Here is a 16,052-nt window from a genome sequence, read left to right as displayed (position 1 = left end):
CATGACCGAAGCGAACCCGACATCCGCCGCCGCACCCGAGGACCCGCGCCTCGGCATCCTCGCGCGGCGCCGCATCGAAGCGGAAATCATCAAGCCGATCTACGAGATCATGAAGCGCGAGTTCGGCGCCGAGCGCGCGCAGGCCGTGATCGCGGAAGCCGTGCGCGGCGCGGCCGTCGACGCGGGCCGTACGTTCGCCGCGCAGGAGCCGGGCGGCACGAGCGTGAAGTCGTTCATCGCGCTGCAGGTGCTGTGGGAGAAGGACGATGCGCTCGACGTCGAGGTCCGGCGCGCGGACGACGCGCACTACGACTACGACGTGCATCGCTGCAGTTACGCGGAGATGTATCGCGCGATGGGGCTCGGCGAGATCGGGCACCTGCTGAGCTGCGCGCGCGACAGCTATTTCATCCAGGGCTATGCGCCGGACATCGTGCTCACGCGCACGAGCACGATCATGCAGGGCGGCCGGCGCTGCGACTTCCGCTATGCGCTGCAAAGCGCACCGGAGCACGGCGATGCGTGACGCCGCCGTGACCCTGCCGCGCGTCGACGGCGAGCGTCTGTGGGCGTCGCTCGAACGGATGGCGCAGATCGGCGCGACGCCGAAGGGCGGCGTCTGCCGTCTCGCGCTGACCGATCTCGACCGCGAGTCGCGCGACCTGTTCGTGCAGTGGGCGCACGACGCCGGCTGCACGGTGCGCGTCGACCGGATGGGCAACGTGTTCGCGCGCCGCGCGGGCCGCAATCCCGACGCCGCGCCGGTGATGACGGGCTCGCACGCCGATTCGCAGCCGACCGGCGGCCGCTACGACGGCATCTACGGCGTGCTCGGCGGCCTCGAAGTCGTGCGCGCGCTGAACGACGCGGGGATCGAGACCGAGCGCCCGGTCGACGTCGTGATCTGGACCAACGAGGAAGGCTCGCGCTTCGCGCCGGCGATGGTGTCGGCCGGCGTGTTCTCGGGCGTCTATACGCTCGAATATGGACTGTCGCGCACCGACGGCGCCGGCCGCACGATCGGCGAGGAGCTCGAACGGATCGGCTACGCGGGCACGGAGCCGGTCGGCGGCTATCCGGTGCACGCGGCGTACGAACTGCATATCGAGCAGGGCGCGATTCTCGAGCGGGCCGGCAAGACGATCGGCGTCGTGACCGCCGGGCAGGGGCAGCGCTGGTACGAGGTGACGCTCACCGGTGTCGACGCGCACGCGGGCACGACGCCGATGGCGTTCCGTCGCGACGCGCTGGTCGGCGCGGCGCGGATGATCTCGTTCGTCGAAGTGCTCGGGCGCCGCTACGCACCGGATGCGCGCGCAACGGTCGGGATGATCGAAGCGCGGCCGAATTCGCGCAACACGGTGCCGGGAGGCTGCTTCTTCACGGTCGAATTCCGCCATCCCGACGATGCGGTGCTCGACGAACTGGACGCGGTGCTGCGCGCGGAACTCGCGCGCGTGGCCGACGAAACCGGCCTCGGCGCGCAGATCGAGCAGATTTTCACGTACGCGCCGATACCGTTCGCGCCGCGCTGCGTCGAGACGGTGCGCGACGCGGCCCGTGCGCTCGGGCTGTCGCACATGGACATCGTGTCCGGCGCGGGCCATGACGCGTGCTACGTCGCGCGTGTCGCGCCGACCGGCATGATCTTCGTGCCGTGCGTCGACGGGCTCAGCCACAACGAGGCCGAAGCGATTACGCCGGAATGGGCGACGGCCGGCGCCGACGTGCTGTTGCACGCGGTGCTGAAGAGCGCGCAGGAAGCGTAGGCGCGACGGGCGGGTAACCGGCGCGCGGCTTACTTGCCGGCCTTGCGGCGCGCGATGTATCCCAGATACGCGACGATCTCGTCGAGCTCCCGGTCGCTCAACTGATCGGGCGGAAACGCCGGCATGCTGCGGCCCGGCCAGTCGCGCACCGACGCCGGGTTGCGGATGTAGCGGCGCAGCGCGGCAGGCTGGAAATAGTCGACCGGATTCATCGGCGCGTTCAGGTCCGGGCCGGCGTGGCTGCTGCCCGCGCCGTCGATGCGGTGACACGCGAGACATTGCGTGACGAACAGGTGCTGGCCCGCGCGCGCCGGGTCGTCCGCGGGCAACGCGGGATCGACGGCGAGCGACGGCCAGCGCGCGAGCGGCGACGATTCGATCGCGATGCGAACGATCTGGTATGGCCACTGCTCGCCGCGCACCGACGACGCGTCCGGCCCGAGCCAGACGAGATAGAACGGCCCCGCGCTGACCTGCTTGCCGGGCAGCTTCGGCCACGGACGAGCCGGATCCTCGATCGCGAGCCACGGAATCGCGCCGGCCGGCGCGCGGCGGCGCACGAGATCGAGCGGCAGTTGCGCGGCGAAACCGTCGGCCGCGCGCGTTTCGAGCACGCCGGCGGCCGGCAGCGGCGTGTCGCCGAGCAGCGCGGCGAACGGCACCGCGCGGAACGTCATCGGCCGGCCGTACGCGATGTCGCGCGGCACGTGGATGTCGGTCGCGTCCGGACGCGCGAGCAACGTCTGTCGGGTGAGGGCGCGGGCGGTGCCGTCGGTGTCGAGTTCGAGCGTGGACTGGGCCGACGCGCGTTGCCCGAGCAGGCAAACCGTCAGCAGCACAAGCGAAAACCACTGGCGCTTCAGCATTCGTTCTCCGGGAAGGGGCGTTCCGGCGGCGGCAGGAGGCGGGACGCCGCGGCCGATGGAAGGAATCGGGCGACAGTCTATCCGGTACGGGCGGTGCTGGCGAATTCGGTGTGCAAAGCGGTGTGCAAAGGCGCGGCGGTCATGCCCGAACAGGGCCGCGACAGCGTGCCCGGCGGCTCGATGGCTGAATGAGCGACGTGCTGGCGTAACGCGGGGCGGACGGACGAAGGCGACGGGCAGGTGGCGACGCGCGGCCCGCCCGCGTTCGCGACAGCGTGTTACCGGCGTGCCGTCAGTGGCTCGAACACGACACTTCGTTCTTCGGCATCGGCGTACGCTGCTCCGGTTCGAAATCGGCTTCGCGTATCCCCGACGGCGTCAGCGATACGAAGTGCATCGCCGCGCCTCGCGCCGGAAAACCGGCGACGCCGGTCGAGCCCCACGGAATCGGCGAGCGCTGCACGCCGCTCACCGCCATGTCCGCCGGCGCCAGCGCGAGCGTCAGCAGCCGCCCGTCGCGGGTCGGCACATACGCGTGCGTGCCGGCGACGCCGATGTCCGATTCGCGCACCGACGCGGGCAGGCAATCGAGCGTCGCCGTGCGACGGCCGTCCGGGGCGATCAGCATCGCGACGCCGCGATCGTCGGCTGTCGTCGTGACGACGAGGAAACGGTCGATCTCCGGCACGTAGGCGGCCGAATACACGTAGTACTGGATGGCGTCGTTCAGCGATCCGAGTTTTTCCAGCTTCGCGGTGACCGGGTCGAACATCGCGTATTCGAGCGCCGCGTCCGTGCTGCCTTCGATGAACTTCTGCCACACGAGCAGCGCGTTGCGCGGCGAGCCCGCGATCACGGGCCACCACTCGCGGCGGCGCGGCGCGACCGCGACATGGTTCAGCACGCGCCCGGCCGCGTCGTAGGTTTTCAGGTAGACGCCGTTGCCGCTGCCGAGGTTGTCGACCCCGCCGCCGTTGACCCAGTCGGCCGAATAGAACACGACGAAACGGTCGGCGACCGTCGCGACATGCCCCGAATGGCCGCCCGATTCGACGTCGTTCGGGTAGGGCTTGATCGGCTTCAGGTCGCGGCGGTAGACGCCGTAGCGCTGGCTGACTTCCTGCGGCGCGTTCCAGCCGTCTTCGAACGTGACGAAGATGTCGCCGTGCGCGTTCTGCGCGATCGATACGGGTTCCTGCGCCTCGGGGCGGCTGATGAACGTGCGGACGTGCAGCACGCGCGGCTTGTCGGGCTGCCATTCGCCGACGTACACGTCATGCGGCCAGTTGCCGCTGCGCAGCGCACCGCGCGGCACGATGCCCGAGCTGCTGAAGAACACCCAGCGTTTGCCGTCGCCGGCGTCGGCCACGCCGATGCCGTGCATGAAGCGCCGCGGGTCGCCGGTGTCCTGCGGCGACGGCGCGCTCGACACGGTGACCGTATGCACGGCCGGCGCGCCGGCGAGGGCCGCCGGCGCCGCGCCGATGCCGCCCGCGCCGCAGAGCGCGGCCGCAGCCAGACGCATGGCCGCCCGTACCGGGCGCGTTCGCCGCATCATTCGACGGTCACCGATTTCGCGAGGTTGCGCGGCTTGTCGACGTCGGCGCCGCGCGCGCAGCCGACGTGATACGCGAGCAGTTGCAACGGAATCGCGTTGACGATCGGCGACAGCAGGTCGCCCGATTCGCGCACGCGGATCACGTGCGTGTCGCGGTCGGCGTCGATTTCGAGCTGATTGCCGGCCAGCACATAGAGCCGGCCGCCGCGCGCGCGCACCTCGGCCATGTTGGATTTCAGCTTCTGGAACAGGCGATCGTCCGGCGCGATCGTGACCACCGGCATCGCGCTCGTGACGAGGGCGAGCGGGCCGTGCTTCAGCTCGCCGGCCGCATAGCCTTCCGCGTGGATGTACGACACCTCCTTGAGCTTCAGCGCGCCTTCCATCGCGATCGGGAAGTGGATGCCGCGCCCGAGGAACAGCGCGTTCTCGGTGCGGGCGAACTTCGCGGCCCAGCCCATGATCTGCGTTTCCAGCGCGAGCGCGTGGCCGATGCGCTCGGGCAGCGCGCGCAACTGCTTCAGGTGCGTCGCGACTTGCGTGGCGTCGAGCCGGCCGCGCAGTTGCGCGAGCGTCAGCGTCAGCACGAACAGCGCGACGAGCTGCGTGGTGAACGCCTTGGTCGACGCGACGCCGAGCTCGGTGCCGGCCCGCGTCAAAAACCGCAGCGGCGCGTTGCGCGCGATCGTGCTGGTCGCGACGTTGCAGATCGCCATCGACAGGTCCTGACCCATCGTGCGCGCCTGCTCGATCGCGCCGATGGTGTCGGCCGTTTCGCCCGACTGCGAGATGCCGACGACGAGCGTGCGCGGATCGGCCACGGTGTCGCGGTAGCGGAATTCGCTGGCGATCTCGACCTGGGCGGGCACGCCCGCGATGCTTTCGAGCCAGTACTTCGCGGTCAGGCCCGCGTAGTAACTGGTGCCGCAGCCGAGCAGCAGCACGCTTCTCACCCGCGACAGCAGTGCGCCCGTGCCTTCCGTCGCGTCGAACAGCGCCGGCGTGATCGTGTCGATGCCGTCGAGCGTGCTGGCGATCGCCTTCGGCTGCTCGAAGATTTCCTTCTGCATGAAGTGCTGGTACGGGCCGAGCGCCGCATCGTCCGCGCGCGCCTTCACTTCGCACAACGGGCGCCGCGCTTCCTGTCCGCTCGCATCGACGACGGCGATGCGCTCCGGCGTGATCAGCGCGACGTCGCCGTCCTCCAGGTACACGAAGCGGTCGGTCAGATCGCCGAGCGCCGCGCAGTCGGACGCGAGGTAATTCTGCTTGGCGCCGATGCCGATCACGAGCGGCGAGCCGGCGCGCGCGGCGACGAGGCGCTGCGGCTCGCGCGCGCCGAGCACCGCGATCGCGTACGCGCCGTGCAGCCGTTTGACGGCGCGTACCACCGCGTCGAACAGGTCGTCGCGATAGAGGCTGTGGATCAGGTGCGCGATGACCTCGGTGTCGGTCTGCCCGCGAAACGTGTAGCCGCGTTCACGCAGCTCGGCGCGCAGCGCGTCGTGGTTCTCGATGATCCCGTTGTGCACGACGGCGATCGTGTCGCCCGACATGATCGGGTGCGCGTTCATTTCCGACGGCGCGCCGTGCGTCGCCCAGCGCGTATGCGCGATGCAGGTCTGCGCTTCGAGGCCGAGCGTCAGCACGCGATCCTGCAGGTCCGTCACGCGTCGCAGCGTGCGTTCGCTGTGCAGGCGGCCGTCGCCCTGCACGGCGATGCCGCACGAATCGTAGCCGCGATATTCGAGCCGGCTCAGCGCATTGACCAGTTGCGGCACTTGATTGTTCAGGCCGCTTGCTCCGACGATTCCGCACATGATTCACCTCGTCTCCAGGAAGTTGCCGGCCGGCGCGCGACGCGCGCCAGCACGATGCCGGAAGCGGTGCCACGCCGCGCGGCCAGGCGGCGCGAGCGGCGCGGCACGTCTCCGGCGATTCATTCGCGGGGCTGCGGGCCGGCGTGCGCGACCCATTCGATGCCCGAAATCGACCCGTTCGCATCGTGCGACGCGACGAGAATGCGCGTCGTGCGCCGCGCGCCGCGCCGGCGTGCGCTCGCGAACGCGGTCGGCGGCACCGAGCGCACCTTGACGCTGGCCGAGCGCCGCAGCATCTTCGATACGCGCAAGCGGTACGCGAGCGGATGCACGACGCGCCCCGCGATCAGCCACATGACGATCGTGCCGGCGATCAGCGCGATGCTCGTCACGTAGAACACGATCTGCTCGATCGGCATTTCGGCCTCGTTGAACGGCAACAGGTAGCGGTACGTGTAGATGCAGATCGATGCCCATACACCCCCGACCAGCGCGGGCCGCACGAGGCGGAACCACGCGACGAGCACGGGCCCGACGATGCCGCCGCGTTCGGCGATCATGTCGCGCGGGGCGCGCAGGGAAAGGTCAATAATCGGCGCGTTCTTCATGTTGAATGCCTCGGTCGGGACTGACCCAAACGGCGCGCTTGCCTCGGCCCCGCAGTACGACGGCGGGCAGGGCGACGACGGTGGTGATCATGCTGATCAGCCAGAACGCGACGGGGTACCAGATGGTGTCAAGGAAGTACATCAGGAGTTTCTCGTCGTATTGACGATCGATCATGCTGCCGATGATCAGTTGCAGGATGCAGGTCGCGACCAGCAGCATCCCGTGCCAGTGCGGCACCACGGACACATGCCAGTTCGGCGGAAGCGGGTAGGCGACGTCGATCAGCGCGAGCAGCAGGATGAACGACATCGAGTACGCCCACGCGATGCCTATCAGGTATTCGGCGAACAGCGGCCACATCATCATCTGCGTGGGCCGCATCAGCGTGCCCGCGTACTTGAGCAGCACCTGGATGCCGCCCTTGGACCAGCGCAGCCGCTGCCGGTAGAGCCCCTTCACCGTCTCGGGCATCAGGATCCAGCTGAGCGCGTGCGGCTCGTACACGACGCGCCAGTCGCGGCACTGCAGCTTCCAGCTGATGTCGATGTCCTCGGTCAGCATGTCCGAGCTCCAGTAGCCGACGTCGGCGAGCGCGGTCTTGCGGAACATCGTGATCACGCCCGACACCGTGAAGATGCGGCCGTATACCTGCTGCGTGCGCTTGATCAGCCCCACGATCGACGAGAATTCGCCGACCTGCATGCGGCCGAGCAGCGACGTGCGCGTGCGGATGCGCGGGTTGCCCGTCACCGCGCCGACGCCCGGGTCGGTCAGGAAATGCTCGAGCATCCAGCCGATCGCATCGTGCGCGAGCAGTGCATCGCCGTCGATGCACAGCAGGTAGTCCGCGTTGGATACCGCGGCCGCGGTCGTGAGCCCGACCGCCTTGCCTTCGTTGCGCGCATGGTGGATCACGAGCAGCCGCGGGATCTCGACGGCCAGCTCGTTGAGGATGTCGCCGGTGCGATCCTTGCTGCCGTCGTTGACCGCGATGATGTCGTAGTTCGGATACTGCATCCCGTTCAGATGGGCGATCACGCTGCGCGCGTTCGCGGCTTCGTTGAAGCAGGGCACGACGATCGAGACCTTCGGGATGCCGCTCGACGCGATCGTGCGCGTCGACAGCTCGCGGCCCTCCTCGAGCAGGAAGTAGTGCACGACACCGCCGATCATCCACAGATACGACATGAAGAACGGATAGTAGAAGACGAAATCCTGCAGGCGCTGGATGAGGCTGTGGGTGTTCATGGCGTCTTGGTTCCCGGCGATTGCTGCATCTGCATCAGCGCGTTGATCGAGGTGGGGTCGAGGCGCGACTTCAGCGACATCACGTCGCGCATCGCGTCGAGCTCCGGATGGCCGTTCAGGAAGTTGTCGGGGTAGTAGCCGAAATTCACGGCGCCCTCGCTGCGCAGCCGCCGCATCTGCGCAAGCAGCGTGCTGGCCGGCACGTCCTTGCGCGCGTGCCAGTCGTACGACTGCAGTTCGAACACGGTGCGCTGCAGCCCGCGCTGCTTCGTGCGCACCACCTTCACGAGCTGGTCCAGCCAGCCCTCCGGGTCCTTCGCCTGCTCCATGTACGGCATCGCCATCAGCGCGACGTAGTCGTAGGCGGCGAGGAAATCGTCGTAGTTCTGCGCATACCACGCTTCCGATTCGGGCTTGAGCACCGGCATCGCGAAGATGTTGCGCGAGGTCAACACGTCGCCGACGTTCTGGTGGGCCAGCACGATCTGCTCGAGCTGCCGGGTCATGTCGATCAGGTAGCGCGTCTTCTGCCGTGTCCAGCGCTTCATCAGATCGGGGTTCTCGCGGATCTTGCCGACGTCGGCCGGCAGCCCCCATTGCGCATAGGTGCGCAGCGCATGCCGGCTGGCATCCTCGTAGTCGTCGAGCACGGCGTCGTCGCTGAACAGGATGCCGCTGAACGACGCGTGCTTGCTGAGATCCTCGTAGATCTGCTGGATCATCAGCCGCGCATCGGGATCGAACGGGCTCAGCCGGAACACCCGCGTGCCGTTCTCGCGGGCCGGCGCGCCGCCGTAGGCGCTGACGGCCTCGAGCCCGCGCTGCTTGTCGGCCGGCGGCCGGAACGCGAGCACCGGCATCCACGCGTACACCTGCACGTTGGAGCGCGTGTTGAGCTGCCACGCGGCGCGCGAGAACAGGTCGGAGCGCATCGGCAGGTGCCGGTTCGGGAAATACACCGCTTCGGCCACGCCCGTGCCCTTCGGGTCCGCATACGCCTGCAGGTACACCGATTTCGGCTGCATCCGGTAGATGCGCTCGATCAGCTTGCCGAGATTCGCTTCCTGGCGCGCGGGATCGGGATCGTAGACCTGGTCGAGATCGACCTGCACGGTGCGCTCGGGCACGTCGACGTCGCCGCGATTGGACGCCGGCTCGCGCATCGAGCGCTCGAAGCCGCCGATGTCGACGTCGTACATCATCAGGATCCGTCTCAGCCGGTCGAGCGGTACGTCCGGCGTATTCGGGCCGGCATCGAGGCTGAACTGGATGTCCATGCCGAGCGACGTCGATATCTGGCGCACGGGCTGGTTTTCCGCGCCGTATGGCCACACCATCGAGCGTGCGACGAGACCGGTGCGTTCGCGGATCTGCCGCACGCAGGTCTGCAGGTCGTCGTGCACGCGTGCGTGGAATTCGGCGTCGGTTTCATAGCGTTTCTGGTCCTGCAGGTAGAGATGCGACGTGGTCGCCGGCAATTCGTTGCCTTGCGGGTTCGCGACCGCGCCGTGATGGAGATTGTGGGTGTGGCAGCCGAGTTCGACGAATTCCGATTGCCCGAGCTTCTTCACCTCGTCCCACGACAGGAAGTAGTCGCGCGGCACCTGAACCTTGTCGCTGATGCGAATCGGCGTATCCGGCGGCGTATCGATCCACGCGGTGACGAGGCCCATCACGGCCGGATACTTGAAGCGCTCGAGCAGCGGCAGCACCTTCGTGTAGTGGCTGCGGAAGCCGTCGTCGAACGTGAGCAGCACCGAGCGCGGCGGCAGCGGCTTGCCGCCGCGCCGCGACTCCTCAATCTGTTTGACCGTGATCGTGTGGTAGTTGTTGGTCTGCAGCCACGAGAAGATCGCGGTCAGCGTGCCGGTATCGACCGCGAACGGATCGATGATCGCGTTCGGCGACGAAAACGACGCCATCAGGTTGTCGCGCACGTCGTGCATGCAGATCACGCGAAACGTCTTGCCGTCGGCCGGATCGGACGGCGGCAGCAGGTCGATCATCCTGGCGTTGGTCACGCCCGGAAACAGCGAACAGGCGGCAAACGTGCCGAGGCATCCGCACATGAAGGTCCGTCTGGATTGAAGCATTGCCCGATCTCCTTGCTAGAACGGCAGGTTGAGCGACAGGAAGCCGGTTTCGGAGCGCTCGCGCTGGCCGTCGTACGCGTGGCTGCTGACCTCGACGCCGTAGCTCAGCGTGATGTCGTGCTTGAACGTCCACGCATGCTCGAGACGCGCGCTCCACAGCGGGCTGGTGCCGAAGCCGCGCTCGTTGTACGCGCCGCCCGACACCGACAGGCGCTGTTGCAGCCCCGTGTCGCCCTTCTTCCACAGCGTCAGTTGATGCATGACGGTCGCCGCGGCCGCATAGTCGCGCCCGGGGCTGAAGTAGGGCGCGTCCCGGCGCGTGTTGCTGTCGGTACCGAGATTCAGCGACACGTTGACGAGCTGGTTCGCGGACGTGTACACGCGCTGCGTGGCGGTCGCCGCGATCTCCTGGTGCAGGTTCGAATCGCTGTAGCGGCTCACGCCGTAGCTCAGCTTGACTTCGCGCCGGTCGTTCTGGCGATACACGACCTCGACGTTCGCGGAGCGGCCCCAGATGTGCGCGGCATACGCCTTCCACGGCAGCGAGTTGTCGTTGGTGTCGAGCCCGGCGCCGACCGTCCAGTAGTCGTTCAGTGCATACGCGATCGTCCCGCGGCCGCCGGTTCGGCCGTCCGAGCCCATCGACCGCGTGACTTCGCCCAGCACCGTGAGCGGGCCGTGCCGGTAGTCGCCGCCGATGCCCGTGCGCGTGCGGCTGACTCTGCCGCCGTCGGTCTGCGCGAAACCGTAGAACGTGTGCGAAAACACGCGCCAGTTGTCGCCGAACGGTTGCGAATACACATAGCTGTCCGACGTGAAGCTGTTGTCGGCCAGCGCGCTGTTGCCGTGCTCGAAACTGAGGTCGGTCGTGAACACCGGGCTGCGGTATGCCTTGTAGTCGCGTTTGAAGCCGCGCACGGCGCCGCTATCGGGGAACGTGTTGCCCAGGGTCTGGTCGACGGTCTTCGCGGTCGCGTAGTCGTCCGCCGTGAGCGACGCGCGGCCGAGGCCCGCGAGCATCTCGACGCTGTCCGGGTGATCGGTCAGCGACGCGCGATACATCGAGATCGCCTGGCGCGGATGGGCCTGGCCGGACACCGCATCGGCGTGCGCGGCGCGGATCTCCGCGTTGAACGGCACCTGTTGCTCGAGCTGTTCGAGTGCGGCGATCCCTTCGTCGGCGTGACCCGTGAAGATCAGGTATTGCGCACGCAGCCGGTAGTAGCGCAGGTAGTCGCTTTCTCCCGGACCGACGTGGGTCACCTGCTTGGCCGGCGGCAGCGACTTCTCCATGTCGTCGAGCACCTGCTTCGCTTGCGCCGCGCGGCCCTGGTCGACGTACGACCAGAACAGCCCTTCCTGCAACTCGATCGGACGCGTACGCGAGCCGTACTGGAAGCCGCGCGTCGCGCGATCCGTCGGCGACGCGGTGGCCTGCTTCAGCGCGCGCGCATACACGACGTTCGCCTTGGCCGGCTCACTCAGATACAGATAGGCGTCGCCGACGGCCGCGAGCGCGTCGATCGAGATTTCCGCGTTGGACGGAATCGTCTCGAACGTCGCGACGGCCGTCTTCATGTCGCCGCGTGCCGCGAGGGCGACTACCCGGTCGCCCGCGAGCGCGGTGCGCACCGGTGTGTACTCCGGTGTGGCCGGTATCCGCTTGTCGAGGTCGTCGGCCGCGCGCAGCGCGCTGTCGATTCCGTCGAAGCGGTCCGAACTCGTCATCGAACGCGACTTGTCGCGTCCGCCGCGCACCTGCTGGCGAATCGACAGTTCTTCCAGTTGCGCGATGTCGACGGCGGAGAACGCGTCGGGGCGAGCCTTCGCTTCGTCGAGCGCCTTGACCGCGCCGCCGCTCGCCGCGAGGCCGAACACGTCGTTGCGCACCGTCGCGACATCGGCCGTGCGCAGATTCGGCGCTTGTGCGTTCGGTGCTTCGACGTCGGGCCCCTGCGATCGTTGGGTCGGCTCGCCGGGGAGCTGCGCACCGGGCGACTGTGAAGTCGGTTGCGGGGACGACGGCGGTGCGGTGCCGGACGGCTGGGTCACGGGCGCGGGCGCATTCGGCATCGGCGTGCCGGATGCCTGAGCGGTGAGCGTCGGCGTAGCGGGCGTAGCCGGCGGTGCAGCGGGCGCGGTCTGGGCGAGCTGCTGCGGTGCATCCGACTTTCGCTCGCGCGGCGCAGACGTATCGGGCGGCGAAGTGTCGAATGCCTGGGCCAGCAGCATCGGCGCGTTCGACGCAGGCTCGACCGCTGCGGCGGCATTCGCCGAGGGCGGCGCCTGCACCGCGGCGCTCGGTTGCGCGGCATCCGGGTCCACCACGACCGTGGTCGGCATCGCCGGGTTCGATCCCTGCGCGCTCTGCATCGACGCATCCGAGGCCCGAGCGATCGGCGTCGGCGCGTAAGGGGGCTGCGCGCCCGAACCCTGCGCGACCTGCGTCGCCGCGCCCGTCGGTTGCAGGTCGGGCGGCAGCGCATCCGGCGCGCCGCGGGATCCGGCGATTTCGCTCGCGCTGCGCGGCTCCGCGTCGCCTTCGGCGGCAAGGCACGAGCTGGACGCGACGAGCAGGCACAGCAGCGGCGCATGCAGGAGGATCCGCCGATTCGGCGGAGCGACGGTGGTGCATTGTTGTCGACGATTGTTGGCCACGGTGTGTCCTCACTTTGAAACGATCACATCGGTTGCACGCCCGACGACGCTCGTCACCGGTCGTCGCATCGCCGGGCAGCGAGGCCCGGCGTCGTCCGACCGGTTCACAGGCGGTTGCGGATCGCTTGTCCAAGCAGCGCGCGCGATTCGCTGTTCTTCGGGTCGATGGCGAGTGCACGGCTCGCGTTTTGCTCTACACAACTCCATTCGTCGATCCGTGCGCACCAGCGCGCCTTGGCCAGAGCGCGGGCGCCTTCCAGCTCGTCGTGCGTGACGCTGGTGGCCTCCATGTGCGACGTGTCGGCGATATACGACTGCGGTTGCTGTTTCGGTACGGGGTCCGGATGTTTTCTCGTGCGCGCCAGCGTTTGCGAACGTGACGTCCGGTGCGCGTCGCCCGGGCGCGCCGGACGGCTGCCGGTCGACGCGGCGTGCGGGGCGGCCGCGAGCTTCGTCGCCGGCAGATGCGCGCGGCGCGGATGTTCCGTGTCGGAACGGGCCGTCGCGGCCGGCGGCGCGGCCGGTTCGACTGCGGCCGACATGGCAGGCGCAGCCGAGGCGGACGGCGGAACCGGCCCGGCTTGCGCGAGCGTCGACGTCGAGCCGGCGGTCGCCGCCGGGCCGGACGCACCGCCGGTCGCGGCGACGATCAGCTTGCGGTACTTGCCGACGGCGGTTCCGATCACGCCGGCGATATCGTGCGTCACGCTCGCATGGCCGATCCTCGCGTCTCGCTCGACATACGCGAAAGCGCCGAAGATCGCGGCAAACGCGGCGATGCTGAGCGCCGCATTCTTTCCCGGACCCCACGAGGGCTTCGGCTCACGGACAGGCGAGTCGTCCGGTCGTTCTGCACGGGGCATTCAAGACTCCTTGATTCGATGCGTTCCACGAATGACGTGATCGAAGCGACGCGATGCGACGCTCACCATCGCAACTGCGTCGTGAGCGTGCCCGTCTCGACGATCGCGAACTGGGTTGCTCCCTGATAGGTCCCTTCGACCCGATAGCTCGCATCGGGCACGCTGAACAGGCAGCGCGATCCCGACGCGTTGAATTCGACGAGCACACGCCCATGCCGGCGCAGGCGCACCTGCACGTTGGAGAGCGGCTGCCCGGTGTTTCCGGACACGAAAGACACGCCCAGGTTGTACGGGCGGCCGTCGGGCGGCAGCGGCGCGGTACCGTCGATCCGCGCATCGCCGCAGATATACGAAATCACGTACCGGTTTGCCCCCGGACCGGACGCCGGCGGCGACGAGGTCGCCGGTGTCTGTGCCATGGCGTTCATGCAGAGCGTGGAGAGCACGGCGCTCAGGAAAGGGCGAGCATGCTGTCGAAGCGAGGGTGACATTGCAATCTCCCGTTCGGAGTCGATGACGTGCACCGACCCCGAGTCGAATTTGCCAACGTTCTTTTTGCGACACGCTATTGATACACGATGGTTTTTGAACCAACAACCGCGTGTGGCCCGAATGGGACGAGGGTAAAAGGTCCTATCTAAATAGGATAAGGAGGGATTGGTGAGGATCGCTTATTGCTGAATAAAGTCGATATTGCCGAACACGAAAATTGCTCGTCGGTAGCGATGATCGAGCACGCTTTGAATCACGTCGGAGGTATCGACGTTCGTGCCGAAAAATAACGACTGATAAAAGAAACTATTGCACGCGGGATCGGCGCGAATCCATGAAAACAGGGCTTCGAATCGCACATCATGAAATGAGGGTGCGACATTTTTGGTTATTCCGATACTTACAGGTAAATCGAAACTTGTGTAACAAGGTATTTCTGTCCTGAAAATCGGCCTGAATATTCTTACTTAATACGGAAAGCAGTAAAAAGTACGATATGAATTCGCAAACGTTTGCGTTTTATCGAGATCGATTACAGTCGAGGAGGGATTAACGGCGTCGGATGGGATTATCGATTGCCGTTGAAGGAACGCGCATGCGCGCCGTGGATATCCACGGCGCGAATGCTGCGTCAGCGGCTGCCGCTCGCGCTTCGCCGCGCGCTGCGCATCGCCGGCGCGACCGCCTCTTCTGCGCCGATCTGCGCGTCGATCGCCGTACGCGGCCGGTTCATGATGTAGGCCCACAGCTGCTCGGCCGCGAGCCCGCGCTTGCGCGCCGATCGATACAGGCGGATTTCGAGTTCGGTGATCCAGTCGCCGGTGCCCGCGCACACGAGCGTGCCGTCCGCGAGCTCCTTCGCGACGCAGCTTTCGGGCAGCCAGCCGATGCCGTGTCCGGCCACGACCATGCCTTTCAGCGCTTCGGACATGTGCGTCTCGAAGCACCGGTGCAGGACATACGGTTCGGTCGCATTCAGCAGCAGCATCTCGACGATGTTGCCGAGAAAGGCGCCCGACGAATACGCGAGCAGCGGCAGCGGCGCATCGGGCGTGCCGGGCAGCTGGAATACCGGCTTGCCGTGCGCGTCGGGCGACGACACGGGCAGGATCCGCTCGACGCCCAGACTGACGAACGGGAAGTGGTTCGGGTCGAGCACGATCGGCAACTGCGGATGGTGATAGCCGAGCAGCAGGTCGCATTCGCCTTCGACCAGTTGCTGCACGCCTTCCGGCACGTTCACCGCATTGACGCGCGCGGTCACGTGGCCGACCTCGCCGTTGAGCCGCTTGAGCCATTCGGGAAACAGCGTGAACACGAGCGTATGCGCGACGGCGAAGCGCACGACCTGGTCGCTCGCCGCGAACTGGTCATAGCCGTTCACGAGATTGCGCGCCGCATACATGCTGCGCAGGATGTCCGCGGCGAGCCCGCGGAACATCTGGCCGGCGGGCGTCAGCGCGATCGGATTGATGCTCCGGTCCACCAGCTTCGCGTCCATCCAGGTTTCGAGAGCGGCGATTCGTCTGCTGAACGCCGACTGCGTCAGGTGCCGGTGACGCGCGGCCCGTGAAAAACTCTTGGTATCCGCGAGGCTCAGGAAATCTTCCAGCCACTTTGCTTCCATTTCGATCTTCGCTTTTTATAGTCGGGCGCCTGAAAGGCGGCGCCGTCTGCTGACCAACGTTCTAGCGTACCGCGCCTCGCGCCGGTCGGGCCGATGTTTTTTTTCGATGGGTGTCAGTCGAAATATGCATGGGCATTGTCGGCGGGATTACGGCTGCATAGCGTTGAGGGGCCGGACCGGTTAACCGGACAGTTCACCGCGTCGGACTGTCCCGGCCGCCCGGACGGCACTTCCCCCCAGGGCCGGCTGCGCCGTGTGCGTGCCGGCCCGCCCGTTCATGGCCGTGGCGGGGGCCCGGCTCGCCGCTTTTGGTGCAGTGCAGATTGCACATCCGTGACACGCTGGAGAACTATGTTCGTCGGGCGCGGCGCCGCATCGGCCGTGCGCGCTTGCGGCGCACCGCCGGCGCCCGTCGCGTCGGGCGCTGCACCGTTGTGGTGCGTAATGCC

General features: G+C 67.5%; 12 protein-coding genes. 2 read left to right on the top strand and 10 right to left on the bottom strand.

What is annotated here, in order from left to right:
- Position 1: 1 nt before the first annotated feature.
- The gene (locus WS96_RS29535; RefSeq protein ID WP_059837384.1) at positions 2-526 is read left to right on the top strand and encodes an L-2-amino-thiazoline-4-carboxylic acid hydrolase; all 525 of its coding nucleotides are present in this window, start codon (positions 2-4) and stop codon (positions 524-526) included.
- Complete coding sequence (locus WS96_RS29530) at positions 519-1,769, top strand: Zn-dependent hydrolase (RefSeq protein WP_059837832.1); 1,251 nt, start codon at positions 519-521, stop codon at positions 1,767-1,769. The genes WS96_RS29535 and WS96_RS29530 overlap by 8 nt, the downstream gene beginning before the upstream one ends.
- Before the next feature lie 29 nt (positions 1,770-1,798).
- Here WS96_RS29530 and WS96_RS29525 read toward each other — a convergent pair whose 3' ends face one another.
- From WS96_RS29525 to WS96_RS29475, 10 genes are all read right to left on the bottom strand, one after another.
- Entirely contained in the window at positions 1,799-2,635 is an 837-nt protein-coding gene (locus tag WS96_RS29525) for a c-type cytochrome (RefSeq protein ID WP_059837382.1), read from the bottom strand.
- A gap of 292 nt (positions 2,636-2,927) precedes the next feature.
- Complete coding sequence (locus tag WS96_RS29520; RefSeq protein WP_059837380.1) at positions 2,928-4,193, bottom strand: hypothetical protein; 1,266 nt, start codon at positions 4,191-4,193, stop codon at positions 2,928-2,930.
- Complete coding sequence (gene glmS / locus WS96_RS29515) at positions 4,190-6,013, bottom strand: glutamine--fructose-6-phosphate transaminase (isomerizing) (RefSeq protein ID WP_059837377.1); 1,824 nt, start codon at positions 6,011-6,013, stop codon at positions 4,190-4,192. The genes WS96_RS29520 and glmS overlap by 4 nt, the downstream gene beginning before the upstream one ends.
- A gap of 119 nt (positions 6,014-6,132) precedes the next feature.
- Complete coding sequence (locus WS96_RS29510; RefSeq protein ID WP_059837375.1) at positions 6,133-6,621, bottom strand: hypothetical protein; 489 nt, start codon at positions 6,619-6,621, stop codon at positions 6,133-6,135.
- Positions 6,599-7,870: a poly-beta-1,6-N-acetyl-D-glucosamine synthase gene (pgaC, locus tag WS96_RS29505; RefSeq protein WP_059837374.1), complete on the bottom strand. Its 1,272-nt coding sequence runs from the start codon at positions 7,868-7,870 to the stop codon at positions 6,599-6,601. The genes WS96_RS29510 and pgaC overlap by 23 nt, the downstream gene beginning before the upstream one ends.
- On the bottom strand, positions 7,867-9,963 hold the full coding sequence (pgaB, locus tag WS96_RS29500; protein ID WP_059837372.1) for a poly-beta-1,6-N-acetyl-D-glucosamine N-deacetylase PgaB: 2,097 nt from the start codon (positions 9,961-9,963) through the stop codon (positions 7,867-7,869). Before pgaB ends, pgaC begins: the two co-directional genes overlap by 4 nt.
- A 15-nt stretch (positions 9,964-9,978) precedes the next feature.
- Positions 9,979-12,621, bottom strand: a complete 2,643-nt coding sequence (gene pgaA, locus WS96_RS29495) for a poly-beta-1,6 N-acetyl-D-glucosamine export porin PgaA (RefSeq protein ID WP_059837370.1) — start codon at positions 12,619-12,621, stop codon at positions 9,979-9,981.
- A gap of 104 nt (positions 12,622-12,725) precedes the next feature.
- Positions 12,726-13,484 (bottom strand): hypothetical protein, encoded by a 759-nt coding sequence (locus tag WS96_RS29490; RefSeq protein ID WP_059837368.1) that lies wholly within the window; start codon positions 13,482-13,484, stop codon positions 12,726-12,728.
- Between the two features lie 62 nt (positions 13,485-13,546).
- The gene (locus WS96_RS29485; protein WP_059500760.1) at positions 13,547-13,975 is read right to left on the bottom strand and encodes a hypothetical protein; all 429 of its coding nucleotides are present in this window, start codon (positions 13,973-13,975) and stop codon (positions 13,547-13,549) included.
- A 632-nt stretch (positions 13,976-14,607) separates the two neighbouring features.
- A complete protein-coding gene (locus WS96_RS29475; RefSeq protein ID WP_059795682.1) occupies positions 14,608-15,603 on the bottom strand; it encodes a LysR substrate-binding domain-containing protein in 996 nt (331 codons plus the stop codon).
- Positions 15,604-16,052: the final 449 nt, after the last annotated feature.

The sequence above is a fragment of the Burkholderia sp. MSMB1835 genome (assembly GCF_001526365.1).
Classification (GTDB): Bacteria; Pseudomonadota; Gammaproteobacteria; order Burkholderiales; family Burkholderiaceae; genus Burkholderia.
Note: the sequence above shows the minus strand (reverse complement) of the source record. Positions and strands in the feature narration are given on the sequence as shown.

Excerpts from the sequence above, each read along its gene's own strand:
- pgaB (WP_059837372.1), bottom strand. The coding sequence starts at position 9,963 with ATGCTTCAATCCAGACGGACCTTCATGTGCGGATGCCTCGGCACGTTT.
- WS96_RS29475 (WP_059795682.1), bottom strand. The coding sequence starts at position 15,603 with ATGGAAGCAAAGTGGCTGGAAGATTTCCTGAGCCTCGCGGATACCAAG.
- WS96_RS29510 (WP_059837375.1), bottom strand. The coding sequence starts at position 6,621 with ATGAAGAACGCGCCGATTATTGACCTTTCCCTGCGCGCCCCGCGCGAC.
- WS96_RS29485 (WP_059500760.1), bottom strand. The coding sequence starts at position 13,975 with ATGTCACCCTCGCTTCGACAGCATGCTCGCCCTTTCCTGAGCGCCGTG.
- WS96_RS29535 (WP_059837384.1), top strand. The coding sequence starts at position 2 with ATGACCGAAGCGAACCCGACATCCGCCGCCGCACCCGAGGACCCGCGC.
- WS96_RS29520 (WP_059837380.1), bottom strand. The coding sequence starts at position 4,193 with ATGATGCGGCGAACGCGCCCGGTACGGGCGGCCATGCGTCTGGCTGCG.
- WS96_RS29530 (WP_059837832.1), top strand. The coding sequence starts at position 519 with ATGCGTGACGCCGCCGTGACCCTGCCGCGCGTCGACGGCGAGCGTCTG.
- WS96_RS29490 (WP_059837368.1), bottom strand. The coding sequence starts at position 13,484 with ATGCCCCGTGCAGAACGACCGGACGACTCGCCTGTCCGTGAGCCGAAG.
- WS96_RS29525 (WP_059837382.1), bottom strand. The coding sequence starts at position 2,635 with ATGCTGAAGCGCCAGTGGTTTTCGCTTGTGCTGCTGACGGTTTGCCTG.
- pgaC (WP_059837374.1), bottom strand. The coding sequence starts at position 7,870 with ATGAACACCCACAGCCTCATCCAGCGCCTGCAGGATTTCGTCTTCTAC.
- glmS (WP_059837377.1), bottom strand. The coding sequence starts at position 6,013 with ATGTGCGGAATCGTCGGAGCAAGCGGCCTGAACAATCAAGTGCCGCAA.